This is a genomic window from Nocardioides sp. HB32 (assembly GCF_054058995.1).
In genome coordinates, this window is the sequence record NZ_JBSSBS010000001.1 from 2,747,929 (window position 1) to 2,768,641 (window position 20,713).

A 20,713-nucleotide genomic window follows, 5' to 3' on the forward strand; every position below is an offset into this window, starting at 1 on the left:
GTGCACGAGGACGACCTGGCTGCGGCGGAGGCGGTCCACCTCTCGTCGCTGACCGCTGCCGAGGCGGACGGCGACGAGCGCACCATCGAGGCGGCCCTGCGCCCCCGGACCCTCGACGAGGTGGTCGGCCAGGTCCGGGTCCGCGATCAGCTCGGGCTGGTGCTCGAGGCGGCCCGACGGCGTAGCCGGGCACCGGACCACGTGCTGCTCTCCGGGCCGCCCGGACTCGGCAAGACGACGCTGGCCATGATCATCGCCAGCGAGATGACGTCCCCGCTCCGCCTCACCAGCGGGCCGGCCATCACGCACGCCGGCGACCTGGCGGCGATCCTGTCGGGGATGAACGAGGGCGACGTCCTCTTCGTCGACGAGATCCACCGGATGGCGCGGCCGGCCGAGGAGATGCTGTACATGGCGATGGAGGACTTCCGGGTCGACGTCGTCATCGGCAAGGGGCCGGGCGCGACCGCGATCCCGCTCGACATCCCGCCGTTCACGCTGGTCGGTGCGACCACCCGGGCCGGGCTGCTGCCGGGGCCGCTGCGGGACCGCTTCGGCTTCACCGCCCACCTCGAGTTCTACGAGCCGCACGAGCTCGACACGATCATCCACCGGTCTGCGGGCCTGCTCGGCGTCGACCTGGAGGTCGACGGCGCCGCCGAGATCGCCTCCCGGTCCCGCGGCACGCCCCGCATCGCCAACCGGCTGCTGCGCCGGGTCCGCGACTATGCCCAGGTGCGCGCGGACGGCGTGGTCACGCTGCCGGTCGCCCGCGCCGCACTGGACCTCTACGAGGTGGACGAGCTCGGACTGGACCGCCTCGACCGGGCCGTGATCGACGCGCTCTGCCGCCGCTTCGGCGGAGGGCCGGTCGGCGTCTCGACGCTGGCGGTGGCCGTCGGCGAGGAGCGCGAGACGGTGGAGGAGGTCGCCGAGCCGTTCCTCGTGCGCAACGGCTTCCTGGCCCGTACGCCGCGCGGCCGGGTCGCGACTCCCGCCGCCTGGGAGCACCTGGGCCTGAAGCCGCCGCCGATGCCGGCCGTGACCGACGGCGACGCCACCCTCTTCGAGGACTGACCGCACCCGGATTCGTGGCGTACGCCACCCCCACGGTTAGACTTGCGCGTCGGTCGGCCCGGTCTGGGCCACACCGCCCCTTTGACACGCTCGAGAGGTTGTTTCGTGCTGGAGTTGCTGCCGCTTGTCGGCATCGCCCTGCTCTTCTGGCTGTTCATCATCCGGCCAGCCAGTCGGCGGCAGAAGGAACTCGGCCGTATGCAGTCGTCGTTGGACGTGGGTGACGAGGTCGTCCTGACGTCGGGCATCTTCGGCACCGTGCGTGAGCTGCACGACGACCGGGTCGAGGTGGAGGTCGCCGACGGCGTGGTCATCGAGGTCGCGCGGGGGGCCATCGGCACGATCGCCACCCGGGCGGACGAGCCGGCCGACGAGCCGGTGGAGAACGACGAGACCGGCACGGTGGCCGGACCCGAGGAGAACTGACATGGCACGCAAGTCCGCGCGTCCGGGACGCACCCTCGTGGTGTTCTTCCTGACGGTCGCGATCGCCTACGGACTGGTCGCCATCGCGGGGACCTGGAAGCCGGCGCTCGGGCTGGACCTCAAGGGAGGCACCCGGATCACGATGATCGCGGACGGCAGCCCGTCGAAGGACAACCTCAACGAGGCCGCGAGCATCATCGACGAGCGCGTCAACGGCTCCGGCGTCTCCGAGGCGGAGGTCACCACCCAGGGCAGCCAGATCATCGTGGTCGAGGTTCCCGGCGACACGTCGAGCTCCCTGGTCGACACCGCGACCCGGACGGCACAGCTGCGGTTCCGCACCGTCGCGTGCAGCAGCCAGAACCCCGGCCCCTGCGGCAGCGGCGCCGCGCCGACGCAGCTCCCGAGTGCGAGCCCGTCGCTGTCGCTCCCGTCGAGCGAGCCGTCCAGCAAGCCCTCCGGCAAGCCGTCGGCCACGGCATCGCAGAGTGCCAGCCCCAAGAACCGCCCGGCCTTCGCCGCACCGAGCAGGACCCCGAAGCCGAGCGACAGCCCGAGTGCGTCCGAGTCCGCGTCGCCGTCGGGCTCGCCGTCGGCGTCCCCGAGCGCGACGACGACCGACGACCACGACCCGGCCAAGATGGGCCTGGCGTTCATGACCGACCCGGGTCAGGACGCCATCGACGCCTTCAACAAGTACACGTGCCCGTCGACCAAGCCGGTCGTGGACGACTCGGACACGTTCCTCGTCACCTGCGGCACCGGCGACGACGCGGCGACGAAGTACCTCCTCTCGCCGACGGTCGTCGAAGGCACCGACCTCACCAGCGCACAGGCGGGCGTGCCCGGCCAGTCCGGCGTGCAGTGGCAGGTCGACATCTCCATCGGCGGCCAGGGCAAGCAGGTCTTCGCCGACCTCTCCCAGAACATGGTGAACACCAACCAGCAGTTCGCGATCGTCCTCGACGGCCAGGTCATCTCCGCGCCGCAGTTCACCGGCGTGATCACCAACGGCGACTCGACGATCACCGGCGACTTCACGGAGACGTCCGCGAAGAGCCTGGCGACCAGCCTCAAGTACGGCTCGCTGCCGATCACCTTCAAGAAGGACGGCATCTCGGTCGAGCAGATCGGCGCCTCGCTGGCCGGCGACCAGCTCACGGCGGGCATCACGGCGGGCCTGATCGGGCTGCTGCTGGTGATGATCTACTGCCTGATCTACTACCGCGGCCTCGGCCTCGTGGTGATCGCCTCGCTCATCGTGGCGGCCGCCGTGACCTACGCGATGGTGCTGCTGCTCGGCAAGACGGCGGGCTTCACGCTGACGCTGCCCGGCATCGCGGGCCTGATCGTCGCGGTCGGCATCACCGCAGACTCCTTCATCGTGTACTTCGAACGCATCCGGGACGAGATGCGTGACGGGAAGTCGATGCGGGTCGCGGTGCAGGCCGGCTGGAAGCGCGCGCGGAACACCTGCCTGGCGGCCGACACCGTGTCGCTGCTGGCCGCCGTCGTGCTCTACATCTTCGCGGCCGGTGTCGTGAAGGGCTTCGCGTTCGCGCTCGGCCTCTCCACGCTGATCGACCTGGCGATCTTCTTCTGGTTCACCCACCCGATGGTGACCCTGCTCGGGAAGTACCGGTTCTTCAACCACGGTCACCGGCTCTCGGGCCTGAGCGCGGAGACGCTCGGCGTCGACCGCATCCACACGGCGGGAGGGACGGCCTGATGGGCAAGTTCTCGCGACTGGGCAACGACCTCTACTCGGGTCGACGCTCCATCGACTTCGTCGGCCGCAAGTGGCTCTGGTACGCCATCTCGGGCGTGATCGTGCTCGCCGCGATCCTCGGCCTCTCGGTGCGCGGCCTGGACATGGGCATCGAGTTCGTCGGCGGCGCCGAGTACAAGGTCAAGCTCGCGTCCGGCGACGCGACCCAGGACCTCGCCGACCAGCTGCGCGACGACGTCGCCGCCACGGGGATCGACGCGGCGAAGCAGCCGGTGGTCACCACCAGCGGCAGCGGCTCCTCGAACTCGATCATCGTGCAGGTCAAGCCGGTCTCGAACGCCGAGAGCAAGCAGATCCTCGCCGTCATCACCGACAGCACCGGCGCCACCCAGGCCGACATCCAGACGACAGAGATCGGCCCGAGCTGGGGCAAGGAGATCGCCAAGCGGTCTGCCATCGGCCTGGTGGTATTCCTCGTGCTCGTCGTCCTCTTCATCTGGGCGTACTTCCGCGAGTGGAAGATGTCGATAGCCGGCATCGTGGCGCTGATCCACGACATCATCATCACCATCGGCGTCTACGCGATCTCGGGCTTCGAGGTCACGCCGGCCACGGTCACCGGCATCCTGACCATCCTCGGCTTCTCGCTGTACGACACCGTCGTGGTGTTCGACAAGGTGCGCGAGAACACGAAGAACCTCCGCGAGAGCCGGATGTCGTACGCCGAGGCCGCGAACCTCGCCGTCAACCAGACCCTGGTCCGGTCGATCAACACCTCGATCGTGGCGCTGATCCCGGTCGGCGCGATCCTGTACGTCGGCGCGGTCCAGCTGGGTGCCAGCACGCTGAAGGACCTCGCGCTCGCGCTGTTCGTCGGCATGGCGGCCGGCGCGTACTCCTCGATCTTCATCGCGACGCCGCTCCTGGTCCAGATGAAGGCCAACGAGACCGCGGTCCAGCAGGCCGAGCGCCGGGCGGTCCAGCGGCGCCGGGCCCTCGAGGCCGACCGGTACGCCGCGGTCCCGACGTTCGCCGAGGACATGCCGGCCGGCGACGAGCCCGGCCTCGACGACGAGTTCAGGGAGGATGCGCCGGTCTCCGGGGGCAGTGCCCTGGCTCGCGAGCCGCGCTCGCCCGAGGCGATGGGTCGTGGGCGGAACGTGCCACAGCAGGCACGACCGGTCCAGAAGAGCGCGTCCTCCGGCCGCCAGCAGCCGACCCGCCAGACGAAGTCCAAGCGCGGCAAGAAGTGATCCACGCCGATGGCTGACGCCGGCCCGGGGCTGGCCCGCGCGCTCGCGCTGATCGCGGACGTACCGGACTTCCCCGAGCCCGGGATCCTCTTCAAGGACATCACCCCGCTGCTCGACGACCACACGGCCTTCACGACGGTCATCGAGGCACTGGCGGACGCCGGCCGCGACGACGGCGGGAGGCCGGTCGTCGACAAGGTGCTCGGCATGGAGTCGCGCGGATTCATCCTCGGGGCCCCGGTCGCACTCACCCTGGGAGTGGGCTTCGTGCCGGTCCGCAAGGCCGGGAAGCTGCCCCGCGAGACGTACGCCGTGTCCTACGCCCTCGAGTACGGCGAGGCCACCCTCGAGATCCACCGCGACGCCCTGGCGCCGGGGGACCGGGTCCTGCTGGTCGACGACGTGCTCGCCACCGGCGGGACCGCCCGGGCGACCCTGGACCTGGTCCAGAAGTGCGGCGCGTCGGTGCACGGCGTGGCCATGCTGATGGAGCTCGCCTTCCTCCCGGGGCGCGAGACGCTCGGCGATGTACCCCTGACGACGCTCCTCATCGTGTGACGGCGACCTAGACTGACGACGTGACCGAGGAGAGCACCGCCCCCGCTGCCGAGCGGGAGCGGCGCGCGCCGGAGACGGCGTCCTCGACCCGGAGCATGCGCGCCCGGCTGGCGCGGATGGGCACCCGCAACCAGTCGGCCAACCCGGTCCTCGAGCCGCTGTTCCGCTCCGTGCGGGCGAACCACCCCAAGGCCGACCTGGCGCTGCTCGAGCGTGCGTACCTCACCGCCGAGAAGATGCACGGCACCCAGACCCGCAAGAGCGGCGACCCGTACATCACCCACCCGCTGGCCGTGACGTCGATCCTCGCCGACATCGGGATGACCGAGTCGACCCTGGCAGCGGCCCTGCTGCACGACACCGTCGAGGACACGCCGTACACGCTCGAGCAGGTGCGGCAGGACTTCGGCGAGGAGGTCGCCCAGCTCGTCGACGGCGTGACGAAGCTCGACAAGGTCAAGTACGGCGACTCCGCGCAGGCCGAGACCATCCGCAAGATGATCGTCGCGATGTCGCGCGACATCCGGGTCCTCGTCATCAAGCTCGCCGACCGGCTGCACAACATGCGCACGCTGCGCTACGTGCGGCAGGAGACGCAGGAGCGGGTGGCCCGCGAGACGCTCGACATCTACGCCCCGCTGGCACACCGGCTCGGCATGAACACCATCAAGTGGGAGCTCGAGGACCTCGCCTTCGCGACGCTGCACCCGAAGATCTACGACGAGATCGTGCGGATGGTCGCCGAGCGGGCGCCGTCCCGCGACCAGTTCCTCGCCGAGGTGATCGCCCAGGTCGAGGCAGACCTGCGCGAGGCCAAGGTGAAGGCGACCGTCACCGGCCGCCCGAAGCACTACTACTCGATCTACCAGAAGATGATCGTCGGAGGCCGCGACTTCTCAGACATCTACGACCTGGTCGGCATCCGCGTGCTCGTCGAGAACGACCGCGACTGCTACACGGTCCTCGGCATCCTGCACGCGCGCTGGAACCCGGTCCTCGGCCGGTTCAAGGACTACGTCGCGATGCCGAAGTTCAACATGTACCAGTCGCTGCACACGACGGTCATCGGCCCGCAGGGCAAGCCGGTCGAGCTGCAGATCCGCACGTTCGCGCAGCACCGCCGGGCCGAGTACGGCGTCGCCGCGCACTGGAAGTACAAGGAGAACGGCCGCGCCGGTGTGGACACCGACCGTGCCGCCGACCTCGACGACATGACCTGGGTGCGCCAGCTCCTGGACTGGCAGAACGAGGTCGAGGACCCGGGCGAGTTCCTGGAGTCGCTCCGCTTCGAGATCAACCGCGCCGAGGTCTACGTCTTCACGCCGCGCGGGGACGTCATCGCGCTGCCGACCGGTGCGACCCCGGTCGACTTCGCGTACGCCGTGCACACCGAGGTCGGGCACCACACGATCGGCGCCCGGGTCAACGGCCGCCTGGTCCCCCTGGAGTCCGCGCTCGAGAACGGCGACGTGGTCGAGGTCTTCACGTCCAAGTCGCCGACCGCGGGCCCGTCCCGCGACTGGCTCGGCTTCGTGAAGTCACCGCGGGCCCGCTCCAAGATCCGCCAGTGGTTCACCAAGGAGCGGCGCGAGGAGGCGATCGACCGCGGCAAGGAGCAGATCGCGAAGCTGATGCGCAAGGAGGGACTGCCGCTGAAGCGGCTGATGTCCCACGAGTCGCTGATGCTGGCCGCGGTCCACTTCAAGCTCGCGGACGTCTCCGCTCTCTACGCCGCGGTCGGCGAGGGCAACATCAGCGCGCAGGCCGTCGTACGCCGCGTGATCGACCTGCACGGCGGCGACGAGGGCGCTGCGGAGGACCTGTCCGAGGGCGTGACGATCACCGGCCGGCGCGGCCGCGCCAAGGTCCAGGCGGGTGGCGACGCCGGTGTGATCGTCAAGGGTGCCCCGGACGTGTGGGTGAAGCTCGCCAAGTGCTGCACCCCGGTGCCCCCGGACCCGATCCTCGGCTTCGTCACCAAGGGCGGGGGAGTGTCGGTGCACCGGCAGACCTGCACCAACGCCAAGAGCCTGCAGTCCCAGCCGGAGCGGCTGCTCGACGTCGAGTGGGCGCCGACCGGGCAGTCCAGCTTCCTCGTCAACATCCAGGTCGAGGCGCTCGACCGGGCGCGGCTGCTCTCCGACATCACGATGGCGCTGTCGGATGCGCACGTGGACATCCTCAGCGCCAACCTCTCGACCTCCCGGGACCGGGTCGCGAAGAGCCGGTTCACCTTCGAGATGGCCGAGGCCAAGCACCTCGACACCGTGCTCAAGGCCGTCCGCTCGGTGCCCGGCGTCTTCGACGCCTACCGGGTCACCCAGTAGCCGCCCCGCTCACCTGAGGGCGGAGAGCGACGGAGCGCGTCAGCCCGAGAAGTCGGCGCTGGCGCGCTTCGCCATCTCCAGGAAGGACTGCCGGGAGGCGAGGTTCTCCTCGAGCTCCGCGACCTTCCTGTCGTTGCCCGCGGCGCGTGCCTTGTCGAGATCGGACTCGACCTGGGCGATCGCCGCCTCGAGCTTGGAGACCATGTCGTCGGCGCGGGCCGACTTCTCGGGGTCCGACGTGCGCCAGTGCTCGTCCTCGACGCCCCGGATCTCCTGCTCGACGCGGCGGATTCGGCCCTCGAGGTCACGCATCCGCTCTCGCGGGACCTTGCCCGCGGCGTCCCAGCGGTCGGCGATCTCACGGAACGCCCGCTTGGCGGCGTCCAGGTCGGTCACCGGCAGCAGCGCCTCGGCCTCGACCAGCAGCTGCTCCTTGACCACGGCGTTCGCGGCGAACTCCTGGTCCTGCTCGGCGGCCGCCGCGTCGCGGGCGCCGAAGAACGTGTCCTGGGCGCCGCGGAAGCGCTTCCACAGCGCGTCGTCGACCTCGCGCGGTGCCGGTCCGGCGGCCTTCCACTGCCGCATCAGCTCGCGGTAGCGGCCGGCGGTCGGACCCCAGTCCGTCGAGGTCGCCAGCTCCTCCGCCTCCTTCGCGAGGCGCTCCTTGACGGACCGGGCCTGGTCCCGCTTCTCGTGCTGCTCGGCGAAGTGCGCCTTCCGGCGGCGCGTGTACGCCGTGCGCGCGGTCGAGAACCGTCGCCACAGGGAGTCGTCCGAGGCGCGGTCGATCCGGGGGAGCGCCTTCCACTCGTCGAGCAGCTCACGCATGCGGTTGGCGCCGTTGCGCCAGTCGCTGCCCTCGGCGAGCCGCTCGGCCTCGGCCACGATCCGCTCCTTGCCCGCACGCGACTCGGCGGTGCGCTGCGCCCGCTCGGCCTTGCGGGCCTCGCGCTGCTCGTCCAGGAGGGGGCTGAGCGCATCGAGCCTGGCCAGCAGCGAGGCCAGGTCACCCACGGCGTTCGCACTCCCGACCTGCTCGCGAACCGTGCGCACCGACGTGGCCGCCTCGTCCGGCGCCATCACCCCGGACCTGATCCGCTGGTCGAGGAGGTCGACCTCGAAAGCGAGCGCGTCGTACCGCTCGGTGAAGAACTTCAGTGCCTCCTCGGGCGTGCCCTCGGGGTACTGGCCGACGGGGCGTTCCCCGTCCGCTGTCTTCACGTAGACGGTGCCGTCGTCATCGACACGGCCCCAATCGTGGCTCGTCACTGCTTCGCTCCGCTCGCTGCTGGTCGTGGCACGCCCATGCTAGTTAAGGAGCCGGCCGGCCCGCCGGGACGATTGCGGTGCGTCGCCCTCCCGCACCGGGTGCGGCGCCGCTCCTCCGCCCTCGCTAGGCTGCCGGGGTGTTGATCGCCGGATTCCCCGCGGGCCCGTGGGGCACGAACTGCTACGTGGCAGCGACCGGTCCGGGCTCGGAGTGCGTGGTCATCGATCCCGGGAAGGACGCCGCCGAGGGCGTCGCCGAGGTGGTCCGGGAGCACCGGCTCAAGCCGGTCGCCGTCCTGGTCACCCACGGTCACGTCGACCACATGTGGTGCGTCGCGCCGGTCGCGGGAACCTACGACGCGACCGCGTGGATCCACCCCGCCGACCGGCACCTGCTCGCGGACCCGATGGCGGGGATGTCCGCGGAGACCACGCAGATGCTGCTCGGCGGGAACTACGAGTTCGCGGAGCCGGACGACGTCCGTGAGCTGGCGGACCTCCAGGAGCTCGAGCTGGCCGGGCTGCGCTTCGTGGTCGACCACGCGCCCGGCCACACGGAGGGCTCGGTCGCGTTCCGCTCGCCGTACCAGCGTGACGACATCTCGGAAGTGATGTTCTCCGGCGACCTGCTCTTCGCCGGATCGATCGGGCGCACCGACCTGCCCGGCGGGGACCACCCGACCATGCTGCGCAGCCTCGCGGAGAAGGTGCTCACCCTGCCCGACGACGTCGTGGTGCTGCCCGGCCACGGCGAGCAGACGTCGATCGGCCGCGAGCGGGCGACCAACCCGTTCCTCCTCGAGCTGCAGTCCAGCGGCGACTCCGCCCGCGTCACCCGAGGCCTGTGATCCCGTGAGCGCCAAGCCGACCCCGCTCAGCGGGTTCCCCGAGCTGCTTCCTGCGGCACGCGTCGTCGAGCGTGAGGTGGTGGCGTCGTTGTCGCGCACCTTCGAGCTGCACGGCTTCACCAACATCGAGACCAGGGTGGTCGAGCCCCTCGACCGGCTGGCGAAGGGCGGCGAGATCGACAAGGAGATCTACGTCCTCCGCCGCCTCCAGGCCGGGGACGAGGACGGCGACTCCGGGCTCGGCCTGCACTTCGACCTGACCGTGCCCTTCGCGCGCTACGTGCTCGAGCACGCGGGGCACCTGGAGTTCCCGTTCCGGCGATTCCAGATCCAGCCCGCGTGGCGCGGCGAGCGTCCGCAGGAGGGCCGCTACCGCCAGTTCACCCAGGCCGACGTCGACATCGTCGGCCGGGACGTGCTGCCGTTCCACCACGACGTCGAGGTGATGCGCGTGATGGTCGACGCGCTCGACGCGCTGCCGATCCCGCCGGTGAGCTTCCAGTTCAACAACCGCAAGCTGATCCAGGGCTTCTACCGCGGTCTCGGGCTGCAGGACGTCACGGTCGCGATCCGCACCATCGACAAGCTCGACAAGCTGCCCGCCGGGACGGTCGCCGAGCTGCTCGTCAGCGACGCGGGCGCGACACCCGAGCAGGCGCAGCGCTGCCTCGAGCTGGCGACGATCCGCGTCGCCGACACCTCGTTCGTCGACCGGGTGCGCGCCCTGGGCGTCGACGACCCGCTCCTCGACGAGGGTCTCGCCGAGCTCGCCGCGGTCGTCGAGGGCTGTGCGGCGGGTGGTCACGAGCACGTCACCGTGGAGGCCAACCTGCGCATCGCGCGCGGGCTCGACTACTACACGGGCACCGTGGTCGAGATCTTCATGGCCGGCTACGAGCGCCTGAAGTCGGTCGGCGGCGGCGGGCGGTACGACGCGCTCGCGTCCGACGGGCGCTCGACGTACCCCGGCGTGGGGGTGTCGTTCGGCGTCTCCCGCACGCTGATCCCGTTGCTCGCCGACGGGGTGGTCGCCGGCAGCCGGCCGGTGCCGAGCGCGGTGCTGGTGGCGGTGACCGACGAGGAGACCCGTCCGGCGAGCACCGCCGTCGCGGACGCGCTGCGCCGGCGCGGCATCGCGTGCGAGGTGGCGGCGAGCGCGCAGAAGTTCGGCAAGCAGATCCGGTACGCCGAGCGCCGCGGGATCCCGTTCGTGTGGTTCCCGGGCGACCCCGCCGGACCCGGGGGCGACCAGGTCAAGGACATCCGGTCGGGGGAGCAGGTGGCGGCCGACCCCGCCGCGTGGAGCCCGCCCGAGGAGGACCTGCGACCGCAGGTCGTCGTCAGCAACGAGGAGAAGAAGCAGTGATCCGCACCCAGGACGCCGGCGCACTCCGCGCCGAGCACGCCGGCCAGACCGTCACCCTCGCGGGATGGGTGGCCAACCGGCGCGACCACGGCGGGGTCGCGTTCATCGACCTGCGCGAGGCGAGCGGCGTCGTCCAGGTCGTGATCCGGGACGAGGCCGTCGCCCACCACCTGCGCGCGGAGTACTGCCTCAAGGTCACCGGTGAGGTCGCCCTCCGCAAGGAGGGCAACGAGAACCCGAACCTCGCGACCGGCGAGATCGAGGTGGTCGCCAGCGCCGTCGAGGTGCTCAGCGCAGCGGCGCCGCTGCCGTTCCCCATCAGCGAGCACGTCGAGGTCGGCGAGGAGGCCCGCCTCAAGCACCGGTACCTCGACCTCCGCAGGCCGGCGCCGAACCACGCGATCCGCCTGCGCAGCAAGGTGAACAAGGCCGCGCGCGACGTCCTCGACGCCCAGGGGTTCGTCGAGATCGAGACCCCGACCCTGACCCGCTCGACGCCCGAGGGCGCTCGGGACTTCCTGGTGCCGGCGCGACTCCAGCCCGGCAGCTGGTACGCGCTGCCGCAGAGCCCGCAGCTGTTCAAGCAGCTGCTCATGGTCGCGGGCATGGAGCGCTACTTCCAGATCGCCCGCTGCTACCGCGATGAGGACTTCCGCGCGGACCGGCAGCCGGAGTTCACCCAGCTCGACATCGAGATGAGCTTCGTGGAGCAGGACGACGTCATCGCCGTCGCCGAGGAGATCCTGGTCGCGCTGTGGAAGCTGATCGGCCACGACGTGCCGACCCCGCTGCCGCGGATGACCTACGCCGAGGCGATGGCCCGGTTCGGCTCCGACAAGCCAGACCTGCGGATGGGCCTGGAGCTCGTCGAGTGCACCGACTACTTCCGGGAGACGCCGTTCCGGGTCTTCCAGGCGGCGTACGTCGGTGCCGTCGTGATGCCCGGGGGAGCGAGCCAGCCCCGCAAGCAGCTGGACGCCTGGCAGGAGTGGGCCAAGCAGCGCGGCGCCCGCGGCCTGGCGTACGTCCTGGTGCAGGAGGACGGCGAGCTCGGCGGCCCCGTCGCGAAGAACATCACCGACGAGGAGAAGGCCGGCCTGGCCGCGCACGTCGGCGCCCAGCCGGGCGACTGCATCTTCTTCGCGGCCGGTCCGGTCAAGAGCAGCCGGGCGCTGCTGGGCGCCGCACGCCTCGAGATCGGCCGCCGCGCCGGCCTCATCGACGAGTCCGCGTGGGCCTTCACCTGGATCGTGGACGCACCGCTGTTCGAGCCCGCCGACGAGGCGACGGCTGCCGGTGACGTCGCGGTCGGGAGCGGCGCGTGGACGGCGGTCCACCATGCCTTCACCTCGCCGCAGGAGCTCGACAGCTTCGACACCGATCCCGGCAACGCGCTGGCCTGGGCCTACGACATCGTCTGCAACGGCAACGAGATCGGCGGCGGCTCCATCCGTATCCACCGCGAGGACATCCAGAAGCGGGTGTTCGCGATCATGGGCATCGACGAGGCCGAGGCCGAGGAGAAGTTCGGCTTCCTCCTCGAGGCGTTCAAGTACGGCGCGCCGCCGCACGGCGGCATCGCGTTCGGCTGGGACCGGATCGTCGCGCTCCTCGCCGGCAGCGAGTCGATCCGAGACGTGATCGCATTCCCCAAGTCCGGCGGGGGTTTCGACCCCCTCACCGCAGCTCCTGCGCCGATCACCGCAGCGCAACGGAAGGAGGCCGGTGTCGACGCCCCGGCCGTGCAGGAAGTCCGGTCCGAGGCCTGATCCGGCGGACGTGTAACAAGTCAGCGTCGAGACCAGATCGTTACAAGCAGATGACCCGATGATGCGGCGGCGTCACATAGAGTCGCACCGGTCGCCGGCCCCCAGGTGTCCGTGATCCGGACGCCCGGAACCGACGACGACGCACATCCGACACGACAGAGGTGCCATGTCAGTTCAGGCTTCGAACCTGGAGAGTGAGCAGCTTCCGGACCCCACCGCGGGACCCGGGGGAGATCTCAGCAAGATCGCCGGCCAGTCGCCGACTCGTCTCGCGGTGGGCCGCTTCCGCCGCGACAAGCTGTCGATGATCGCGTTCGTCGTCGTCGTCCTCTACTTCGCGGCCGCGGTCGCCGCGCCGTTCCTCGTGAAGGCCGGCGTGCTGGACCCGACGAGCTTCAACCCCGACCTGATCGACGGCAACACGGGCGGCCTGCCGATCGGCAGGCTCGGCGGCGTCAGCTGGGACCACCCGCTCGGCGTCGAGCCCGGCACCGGCCGCGACGTGCTGTCGCGCGTCTGGTACGGCATCACGTTCTCGCTGGCGATCGCGATCTCGGCCACGATCATCGCGATCGGCCTCGGCACCGTGCTCGGCATCATCGCCGGCTTCACCGGCGGCTGGATCGACGCGATCATCGGCCGCTCGATCGACCTGACGCTGTCGTTCCCGCAGACGCTGATGCTGCTGGCCCTCTCGAGCCTCGGCGTGGCCTTCCTCGCCACCTACCTGCCGGGAACCGCCTCCGACGACATACCCAACGGTGTCTACGTCATCCTCGTGCTCGGCATGTTCGGGTGGCCCGGCATCGCCCGCATCATCCGAGGGCAGGTGCTCTCGGTCCGGGAGCGGGAGTTCGTCGACGCCGCGGTGCTGCTCGGTGCGCCCCGGCGCCGGATCTACTTCAAGGAGATCCTGCCGAACCTGTGGGCCCCGCTGCTGGTCACCTTCACGCTGACCATGCCGGTCTACGTCTCCGCGGAGGCCGCGCTGAGCTACCTGGGCGTCGGCATCCACCCGCCGACGCCGACGCTGGGCAACGTGCTGCGGAGCTCGATCAACTACTCCAGCGCCGACTTCCTGTTCTTCTTCGCCCCGGCCTTCCTGATCATGATCATCGTGGTCAGCTTCAACCTGCTGGGTGACGGGATCCGTGACGCGCTCGACCCCAAGGCCGCGCGCTGACCACCAGTTGAATGCACCAGACTTCGGCGACACAGCGTCGTCGAATGTGCCGCCGCTCCAGGCGCGTCACACACTCAAGGAGAAGTAATGTTCAAGTATCGAAAGCGGGTGTTCGCGGCTACGGCTGCGGTCGCGCTCGCCGCCGGTCTGGCCGCCTGTGGCGGCAGCAGCGACGGCAGCAGCAACCCTGGCAACAGCGAGCCCACCTCCGACGCCAAGGGCGGCGACCTTCTCTACTACCTCTACACGCCGATCGAGCACCTCGACCCGCAGCGCGTGTACGTCGGTCGTGACATCACCAACCTGAGCCGGACGGTCTACCGGACGCTGGTGTCGTTCCCGATCTCCAACGACCCCGACACCGCCAACACCCCGGTCGCGGACCTCGCGACCGACACCGGCACCTCCACCGAGGGCGGCAAGGTCTGGTCGTTCACCGTCAAGGACGGCGTCAAGTGGGAGGACGGCCAGCCCGTCACCTGTGAGGACTTCAAGTACGGCGCGTCGCGCGCGTTCGCGACCGACGTCATCACCGGTGGCCCGAACTACATCCTCAGCTACCTGGACATCCCGACCGACAAGTCGACGGGCCTCCCGGCGTACACCGGCCCCTACACCAACAAGGGCTCGCAGTACTTCGACAAGGCTGTCACGTGTGACGGCAACACCATCACGTACCACTTCAACAAGCCGTGGCCGGACTTCCCGCTGGCGATCGCGGGTCTGCACATGATGGACCCGTACCGCAAGGACAAGGACCAGGGCGACAAGTCCAACTACCAGATCTTCTCCAACGGCCCGTACAAGCTGGACGGCACGTGGAACAAGAACAAGGGTGGCACGCTGGTCCGCAACGACAACTACGACGCGTCCACGGACTCGGCGGACCTGCGCAAGGCCCTGCCGGACTCGATCGAGTTCCAGATCGGTCTGACCCCGGAGAACCAGTACGACCGCCTCGTGGCCGACACCGACCCGAACGCGATCACCGGCACCTCCGTGCCGCCGGCGTACTACAGCCAGATCGAGGGCCCGGTCGCTGACCGCTCGGTCCTGGTGGACTCGCCGTACGTCTACTACCTGGTCCCGAACTTCCGCAGCCCGGTCATGAAGGACCCGGCTGTCCGGAAGGCGCTCGCGGTCGCGACGAACTCCGACGCGTACAACGTCGCGCTCGGTGGCGACAAGGCTGGTGCGCCGGCCGAGTCGATCGTCAGCCCGGCCGTGGTCGGCTACAAGGCCAACGACGCGTTCTCGGGCTCCAACTCGGGTGACCCGGACGCTGCCAAGCAGATCCTGGAGGACGCCGGCGTCTCGATGCCGGTCCCGGTGAAGTTCACCTACCCGACCTCGGACACCGCCGACAAGTGGGCGGCCGCTCTGAAGGAGACCTGGGACAAGGCCGGCTTCGACGTGACCCTCGACGGCCTCGGTGACACCTACTACACCGTCATCCAGAAGCCGGACAAGGACTCCGACGTCATGTGGGGTGGCTGGGGTGCCGACTGGCCGTCCGCCATCACCGTGACGGCTCCGCTGTTCGACAGCCGCCCGAACCTGACCGCGGCCTCCGACGGCCAGGACTACGGCGCCTACGACAGCGACGAGTTCAACAAGCTGGTCGACGAGGCGCAGAACGCGTCCGACCTCGACGCGCAGACCGCCGCGCTCCAGCAGGCCGACGAGCAGCTCGGCCAGGACTACGCCTACATCCCGCTGAGCATCACGAAGTTCTACATGGTGTACGGCTCCAAGGTCACCAACTACACGACGACCCCGTCGTCGAACGGTTACCCGGACCTCGGCGCCATCGGCGTGGAGAGCTGATCGCTCAGCACCTGATACACCGGTAACACAGTGTCGGGCGGTCGCCGCAGGCGGCCGCCCGACGCCCGGGGGTGAGGACCTCGTCGAGGGGTCCTCACCCTCACCTCCGTCCAGGGTGCATGCTGGTGCCAGCACAACCTGCTGAACCGGCTCGCAACCCGAAACTGAATCCCTCCCCGAGGTGGTCCCACCCATGTTCGCCTACGTCATCCGCCGCCTGTTCATCGGCGCGATCCTGCTGCTGGTGATGAGCTTGGTGACGTTCGTGCTGTTCTTCGCCTCGCCCGTCGACCCCGGGCGCTACGCATGCGGCAAGAACTGCTCGCCCGCCCAGATCAAGCAGACCAACAAGGCGCTCGGCTACGACAAGCCGGTCATCGAGCAGTGGACCGACTTCCTCCGGGGCGTCGTCGTCGGCCGCGAATACCCCGACGACCCCGCGCTGCGCGCAGCGGCTCCCCAGCTCGTCACCGAGTGCCCCGCCCCGTGCCTGGGCTACTCGGTCGTGAACACCTCCACCGTCAACGCGGAGATCAAGGAGGCGTTCCCCATCTCGCTCTCGCTGGCGCTGGCCGCGCTGCTGATGTGGGTGTCCGGCGGCGTGCTCTTCGGCGTCATCGCCGCGGTCCGAAAAGGCACGATCATCGACCGCGGCATCGTCGCGCTGTCGCTCGTCTTCTACGCATTCCCCGCGTTCTTCATCGGCATCTTCCTGCTCAAGTTCGTGGCCATCAAGTGGGAGCTCGTCCCGCCACCGACCTACACCCCGATCGCGGAGGGCGGTATCGGCCTCTGGCTCCAGGGCCTGCTGCTGCCCGGCCTGACGCTGGCGCTCCTCTACATGGCCGGCTACGTGCGGATGACGCGGGCCTTCGTGCTCGAGTCGATGACCGAGGACTACATCCGGACCGCCAGGGCCAAGGGGCTCAAGAGCCGCCGGGTGCTCGTCAAGCACAGCATGCGGGCGGCACTCACCCCGCTGGTCACCCTCGTCGGCCTCGACTTCGCCGGCCTGATGGGTGGCGCGATCATCACCGAGACAGTGTTCAACTACAATGGACTCGGCAAGCTGGCGGTCGAGGCGAACCAGACCTACGACCTGCCGACGATCATCGGGCTGGTGCTCCTGCTGGGCACGTTCGTGATCATCGCCAACATCATCGTCGACGTCCTGTACGCCGTCATCGACCCGCGCGTCCGCGTGGGCTGAGGGGGGAACTTGTCCAGCTTTCTTTCCGTCCGCGACCTGAAGGTCCACTTCCCGACAGTCGACGGCATCGTCAAGGCGACGGACGGTCTGTCGTTCGACCTGGAGCGGGGCGAGACGCTCGGCATCGTCGGTGAGTCGGGCTCCGGCAAGTCCGTGTCGAGCTCCGCGATCCTGGGGCTGCACCGCAAGACGAGCGCCGAGGTGAGCGGCGAGATCCTCCTCGAGGGCACCGACCTGCTGAAGATCAGCGACGAGGACATGCGCCGCCGCCGGGGCAAGGAGGTCGCGATGATCTTCCAGGACCCGCTGTCGGCGATGCACCCGTACTACACGGTGGGCAACCAGATCGGCGAGGCGTACCGGGTCCACCACGACGTCAGCAAGAAGGCGGCGCGGGCCCGCGCGGTGGAGATGCTCGACCGGGTCGGCATCCCGCAGCCGGACCGCCGGGTCGATGACTACCCGCACCAGTTCTCGGGCGGCATGCGGCAGCGCGCCATGATCGCGATGGGCCTCATCAACAACCCGAGCCTGCTGATCGCCGACGAGCCGACGACGGCCCTCGACGTGACGGTGCAGGCGCAGATCCTGGACCTGCTCCAGGACCTGCAGCGCGAGTTCGAGTCCGCCGTCATCATCATCACCCACGACCTGGGTGTGGTGGCCGAGATGGCCGACGATGTCCTGGTGATGTACGCCGGCCGCTGCGTGGAGTACGGCACCACCAAGGAGATCCTCACGCACCCGGAGATGCCCTACACGTGGGGCCTGCTCTCGAGCGTCCCGGACGTGCTCGGCGACACGAGTGCCCAGCTGGTGCCGATCCCCGGCAACCCGCCGAGCCTGCTGAGCCCGCCGCCCGGCTGTATGTTCCACCCGCGGTGCACGCACAGCGACAAGGTGCCGGGAGACCTGTGCAGAACGGTCCTCCCGGACCTCTTGCCCGGTACCCGCACCGAGGGCCACCTCAAGCGGTGCCACCTGACCGACCCCGATGCAGTGTACGAGCGAGAGGTCCTGCCCGAGATTGCGCCGGACCTGGTGGAGGAGCGATGAGCAACCAGCGCCCGGACGGCTTCGGGATGCCGAACGACAACCAGTTGCCGGTGACCGGCGGGATGCCGAACGAGGACGCGTTCGGCGTGGGGACGGACCCGGCGGACGACGCCGCGTCCTTCATCGAGCCGGAGCGGGCGCACGCGGCGTCCGTCTTCAGGCCCGACGCCGAGACCATCCTCGAGGTCCGCGACCTGCGGATGTACTTCCCGGTGAAGTCGGCCGGCATCGTCCGCCGCACGATCGGTCACGTGCAGGCCGTCGACGGCGTGTCCTTCCAGCTCCCCGCGGGAGGCTCGCTCGGCCTGGTCGGTGAGTCCGGGTGCGGCAAGTCGACCACGGGCCGGCTGATCACCCGCCTGTACGAGCCCACGGGCGGCTCGATCGTGTTCGACGGCAAGGACATCACGAAGACCTCAGCACGCGGGCTCAAGCCGCTGCGCCGGGAGATCCAGATGATCTTCCAGGACCCGTACACGTCGCTGAACCCGCGGCACACGGTCGGCTCGATCGTCGGCGCCCCGCTGGCGATCCACCACGTGGTGCCGAAGAACAAGATCCTGCCGCGCGTGCAGGAGCTGCTCGAGATCGTGGGCCTGAACCCGGAGCACTACAACCGGTACCCGCACGAGTTCTCCGGTGGCCAGCGCCAGCGCATCGGCATCGCCCGCGCGCTCACGCTCCAGCCGAAGGTGCTGGTCGCGGACGAGCCGGTCTCGGCGCTCGACGTCTCGATCCAGGCGCAGGTCATCAACCTGCTCCAGGACGTCCAGAACGAGTTCGGCATCTCGTTCCTGTTCGTCGCGCACGACCTCGCGGTGGTCCGGCACTTCTGCCCCGAGGTCGCGGTCATGTATCTCGGCAAGATCGTCGAGATCGCCGACCGGGAGACGCTCTACAACCGGCCGAACCACCCGTACACCCAGGCGCTGCTCTCCGCGGTCCCGGACATCAAGCAGGCCTCCGTCGGCGGTCGTCGCGAGCGGATCCGGCTGCAGGGCGACGTCCCGAGCCCGATCAACCCGCCCTCCGGCTGCCGGTTCCGCACCCGCTGCCCGCTGGCACAGGAGATCTGCGCCCGGGTCGAGCCGCCGCTGCTCCAGGTCGGCAAGCGCCACAAGGTCGCCTGCCACTTCGCCGGCGAGCTGGGCCACCACCCGGACCGCCCGGTGACGGCGTCCCTGCTCGGCGTGGACGACAGTGGCACGCCGAACCCCGGTGCGACCCCGAGCGCCGAGGTCGGCAACGAGCCCGGCTTCTCCGACACCTGGTTCGACCTGGAGCGCAAGACCATGGCCACCGCGTGAGCCGGGTCGCGTAGCCGACCGGCGTCCCGGGACCGGTGACCTCGTCGCCCGGCGGTGACCCTGTCACCGGGTCCGGATACGCTCGCTGACGCCGCTACTCGACCAACGGGGACGCCATGGACGACGGACTCTTCGACGCCCCCGGCTCCGCTGCGCGCACCGGGGGCGGTGCGTTGAACGCGAACACGCACGCGTCTGCGCCCCTGGCCGTCCGCATGCGGCCGCGGACGCTCGACGAGCTGGTCGGTCAGGAGCAGCTGCGCGCCCCGGGCTCGCCGCTGCGCCGGCTGGTCGAGGGCGACCAGTCGATGTCGCTGCTGCTGTGGGGGCCGCCGGGGACCGGCAAGACCACGATCGCCTCGATCGTCAGCCAGCAGACGGACCGGCGCTTCGTCGAGGTGTCCGCGGTCTCCGCCGGTGTGAAGGAGGTGCGCGCCGCGATCGACGCCGCCCGCGCCGACCTGGTCTCCGGTGGCAGGGAGACGGTGCTGTTCGTCGACGAGGTGCACCGGTTCAGCAAGGCCCAGCAGGACGCGCTGCTGCCCGGTGTCGAGAACAGGTGGGTCACGCTGATCGCGGCCACGACCGAGAACCCGTTCTTCAGCGTGATCTCGCCGCTGCTCAGCCGGAGCCTGTTGCTCCGGCTCGAGTCGCTCTCGGACGACGACGTCCGTGCCGTGCTCGACCAGGCCCTGACCGACGAGCGCGGGCTCGCCGGGACCGTGAAGGTCGACGAGGACGCCCTCGACCACTTGGTCCGGCTGGCCGGCGGGGACGCCCGCCGTTCGCTGACCTACCTGGAGGCCGCCGCCGGCGCGGCGACCTCCCAGGGCCTCCACACCGTCGACCTCGGCACCGCCGAGACGGCGGTCGACCGGGCCGCCGTCCGCTACGACCGGCAGGGCGACCAGCACTACGACGTCGTCAGCGCGTTCATCAAGTCCGTGCGCGGCTCGGACGCGGACGCGGCGCTGCACTACCTGGCGCGGATGATCGAGGCCGGCGAGGACCCGCGGTTCATCGCCCGCCGTCTGATGATCCTGGCCTCGGAGGACATCGGGCTCGCGGACCCGACCGCGCTCACCACGGCCGTGGCCGCCGCCCAGACCGTGCAGCTGATCGGCATGCCCGAGGCCCAGCTGACACTGGCCCACGCCACGATCGCACTCGCGGTCGCGCCCAAGTCGAACGCCGTCACCACCGCGATCGGGGCCGCGCTCGCGGACGTCCGCGCGGGCAAGATCGGACAGGTCCCCCCGCACCTGCGCGACGCGCACTACTCCGGGGCGAAGACGCTCGGGCACGGAGCGGCGTACAAGTACAGCCACGACGAGCCCTTCGGCGTCGCCGAGCAGCAGTACGCGCCCGACGTGGTGCTGGACCGCGAGTACTACCAGCCCACGCAGCTGGGCGCCGAGGCCGCGATCAGGGAGCGCTGGGAGCGGGTGCGCCGCCTCATCCGTGGCGAGTGAAACCACCACGCGCCGGGCCGCGGGACCCGCGATAGG

16 protein-coding genes are annotated in these 20,713 nt (G+C 70.0%); 15 read left to right on the forward strand and 1 reads right to left on the reverse strand.

What is annotated here, in order from left to right:
• The 6 genes from ruvB to ACVW2K_RS13865 all read left to right on the forward strand — a co-directional run bounded on the left by ruvB (position 1) and on the right by ACVW2K_RS13865 (position 7,370).
• On the forward strand, positions 1-1,077 hold the full coding sequence (gene ruvB, locus ACVW2K_RS13840; RefSeq protein ID WP_457202884.1) for a Holliday junction branch migration DNA helicase RuvB: 1,077 nt from the start codon (positions 1-3) through the stop codon (positions 1,075-1,077).
• A 105-nt stretch (positions 1,078-1,182) separates the two neighbouring features.
• A complete protein-coding gene (yajC, locus tag ACVW2K_RS13845; RefSeq protein WP_028636781.1) occupies positions 1,183-1,503 on the forward strand; it encodes a preprotein translocase subunit YajC in 321 nt (106 codons plus the stop codon).
• A 1-nt stretch (position 1,504) separates the two neighbouring features.
• The gene (gene secD, locus ACVW2K_RS13850; RefSeq protein ID WP_457202885.1) at positions 1,505-3,232 is read left to right on the forward strand and encodes a protein translocase subunit SecD; all 1,728 of its coding nucleotides are present in this window, start codon (positions 1,505-1,507) and stop codon (positions 3,230-3,232) included.
• Positions 3,232-4,485: a protein translocase subunit SecF gene (gene secF, locus ACVW2K_RS13855; RefSeq protein ID WP_457202886.1), complete on the forward strand. Its 1,254-nt coding sequence runs from the start codon at positions 3,232-3,234 to the stop codon at positions 4,483-4,485. The genes secD and secF overlap by 1 nt, the downstream gene beginning before the upstream one ends.
• A 9-nt stretch (positions 4,486-4,494) precedes the next feature.
• Positions 4,495-5,043, forward strand: a complete 549-nt coding sequence (locus tag ACVW2K_RS13860) for an adenine phosphoribosyltransferase (protein ID WP_457202887.1) — start codon at positions 4,495-4,497, stop codon at positions 5,041-5,043.
• A gap of 95 nt (positions 5,044-5,138) precedes the next feature.
• A complete protein-coding gene (locus ACVW2K_RS13865) occupies positions 5,139-7,370 on the forward strand; it encodes a RelA/SpoT family protein (protein ID WP_028636777.1) in 2,232 nt (743 codons plus the stop codon).
• A 39-nt stretch (positions 7,371-7,409) separates the two neighbouring features.
• Here the strand turns inward: ACVW2K_RS13865 and ACVW2K_RS13870 are convergent, their stop codons facing one another.
• Positions 7,410-8,639 carry a DUF349 domain-containing protein gene (locus ACVW2K_RS13870; RefSeq protein WP_457202888.1) on the reverse strand — a complete coding sequence of 410 codons (1,230 nt, stop codon included), beginning with the start codon at positions 8,637-8,639 and terminating at the stop codon, positions 7,410-7,412.
• A 137-nt stretch (positions 8,640-8,776) separates the two neighbouring features.
• Between ACVW2K_RS13870 and ACVW2K_RS13875 the strand changes: the two genes are divergently transcribed.
• The 9 genes from ACVW2K_RS13875 (at position 8,777) to ACVW2K_RS13915 (ending at position 20,677) form a co-directional block, all read left to right on the forward strand.
• The gene (locus ACVW2K_RS13875) at positions 8,777-9,487 is read left to right on the forward strand and encodes an MBL fold metallo-hydrolase (RefSeq protein ID WP_457202889.1); all 711 of its coding nucleotides are present in this window, start codon (positions 8,777-8,779) and stop codon (positions 9,485-9,487) included.
• Between the two features lie 4 nt (positions 9,488-9,491).
• Positions 9,492-10,853, forward strand: coding sequence for a histidine--tRNA ligase (gene hisS, locus ACVW2K_RS13880; protein WP_457202890.1), 1,362 nt, complete (start codon positions 9,492-9,494; stop codon positions 10,851-10,853).
• Positions 10,850-12,622, forward strand: coding sequence for an aspartate--tRNA ligase (aspS, locus tag ACVW2K_RS13885; protein ID WP_457202891.1), 1,773 nt, complete (start codon positions 10,850-10,852; stop codon positions 12,620-12,622). Before hisS ends, aspS begins: the two co-directional genes overlap by 4 nt.
• A gap of 166 nt (positions 12,623-12,788) precedes the next feature.
• On the forward strand, positions 12,789-13,805 hold the full coding sequence (locus ACVW2K_RS13890; RefSeq protein WP_028636772.1) for an ABC transporter permease: 1,017 nt from the start codon (positions 12,789-12,791) through the stop codon (positions 13,803-13,805).
• 87 nt (positions 13,806-13,892) lie between these two features.
• Entirely contained in the window at positions 13,893-15,632 is a 1,740-nt protein-coding gene (locus ACVW2K_RS13895; protein ID WP_457202892.1) for an ABC transporter substrate-binding protein, read from the forward strand.
• A gap of 193 nt (positions 15,633-15,825) precedes the next feature.
• Positions 15,826-16,842, forward strand: coding sequence for an ABC transporter permease (locus tag ACVW2K_RS13900; protein WP_457202893.1), 1,017 nt, complete (start codon positions 15,826-15,828; stop codon positions 16,840-16,842).
• A 9-nt stretch (positions 16,843-16,851) separates the two neighbouring features.
• Positions 16,852-17,898, forward strand: coding sequence for an ABC transporter ATP-binding protein (locus tag ACVW2K_RS13905; RefSeq protein ID WP_457202894.1), 1,047 nt, complete (start codon positions 16,852-16,854; stop codon positions 17,896-17,898).
• Positions 17,895-19,205 (forward strand): ABC transporter ATP-binding protein, encoded by a 1,311-nt coding sequence (locus ACVW2K_RS13910; RefSeq protein ID WP_457202895.1) that lies wholly within the window; start codon positions 17,895-17,897, stop codon positions 19,203-19,205. Before ACVW2K_RS13905 ends, ACVW2K_RS13910 begins: the two co-directional genes overlap by 4 nt.
• A gap of 116 nt (positions 19,206-19,321) precedes the next feature.
• On the forward strand, positions 19,322-20,677 hold the full coding sequence (locus ACVW2K_RS13915) for a replication-associated recombination protein A (protein WP_457202896.1): 1,356 nt from the start codon (positions 19,322-19,324) through the stop codon (positions 20,675-20,677).
• Positions 20,678-20,713: the final 36 nt, after the last annotated feature.

Coding starts and splice junctions, on each gene's coding strand:
- secD (WP_457202885.1), top strand. CDS start 1,505: ATGGCACGCAAGTCCGCGCGTCCGGGACGCACCCTCGTGGTGTTCTTC.
- secF (WP_457202886.1), top strand. CDS start 3,232: ATGGGCAAGTTCTCGCGACTGGGCAACGACCTCTACTCGGGTCGACGC.
- ACVW2K_RS13860 (WP_457202887.1), top strand. CDS start 4,495: ATGGCTGACGCCGGCCCGGGGCTGGCCCGCGCGCTCGCGCTGATCGCG.
- ACVW2K_RS13865 (WP_028636777.1), top strand. CDS start 5,139: ATGCGCGCCCGGCTGGCGCGGATGGGCACCCGCAACCAGTCGGCCAAC.
- ACVW2K_RS13890 (WP_028636772.1), top strand. CDS start 12,789: ATGTCAGTTCAGGCTTCGAACCTGGAGAGTGAGCAGCTTCCGGACCCC.
- ACVW2K_RS13895 (WP_457202892.1), top strand. CDS start 13,893: ATGTTCAAGTATCGAAAGCGGGTGTTCGCGGCTACGGCTGCGGTCGCG.
- ACVW2K_RS13900 (WP_457202893.1), top strand. CDS start 15,826: ATGTTCGCCTACGTCATCCGCCGCCTGTTCATCGGCGCGATCCTGCTG.
- ACVW2K_RS13910 (WP_457202895.1), top strand. CDS start 17,895: ATGAGCAACCAGCGCCCGGACGGCTTCGGGATGCCGAACGACAACCAG.
- ACVW2K_RS13915 (WP_457202896.1), top strand. CDS start 19,322: ATGGACGACGGACTCTTCGACGCCCCCGGCTCCGCTGCGCGCACCGGG.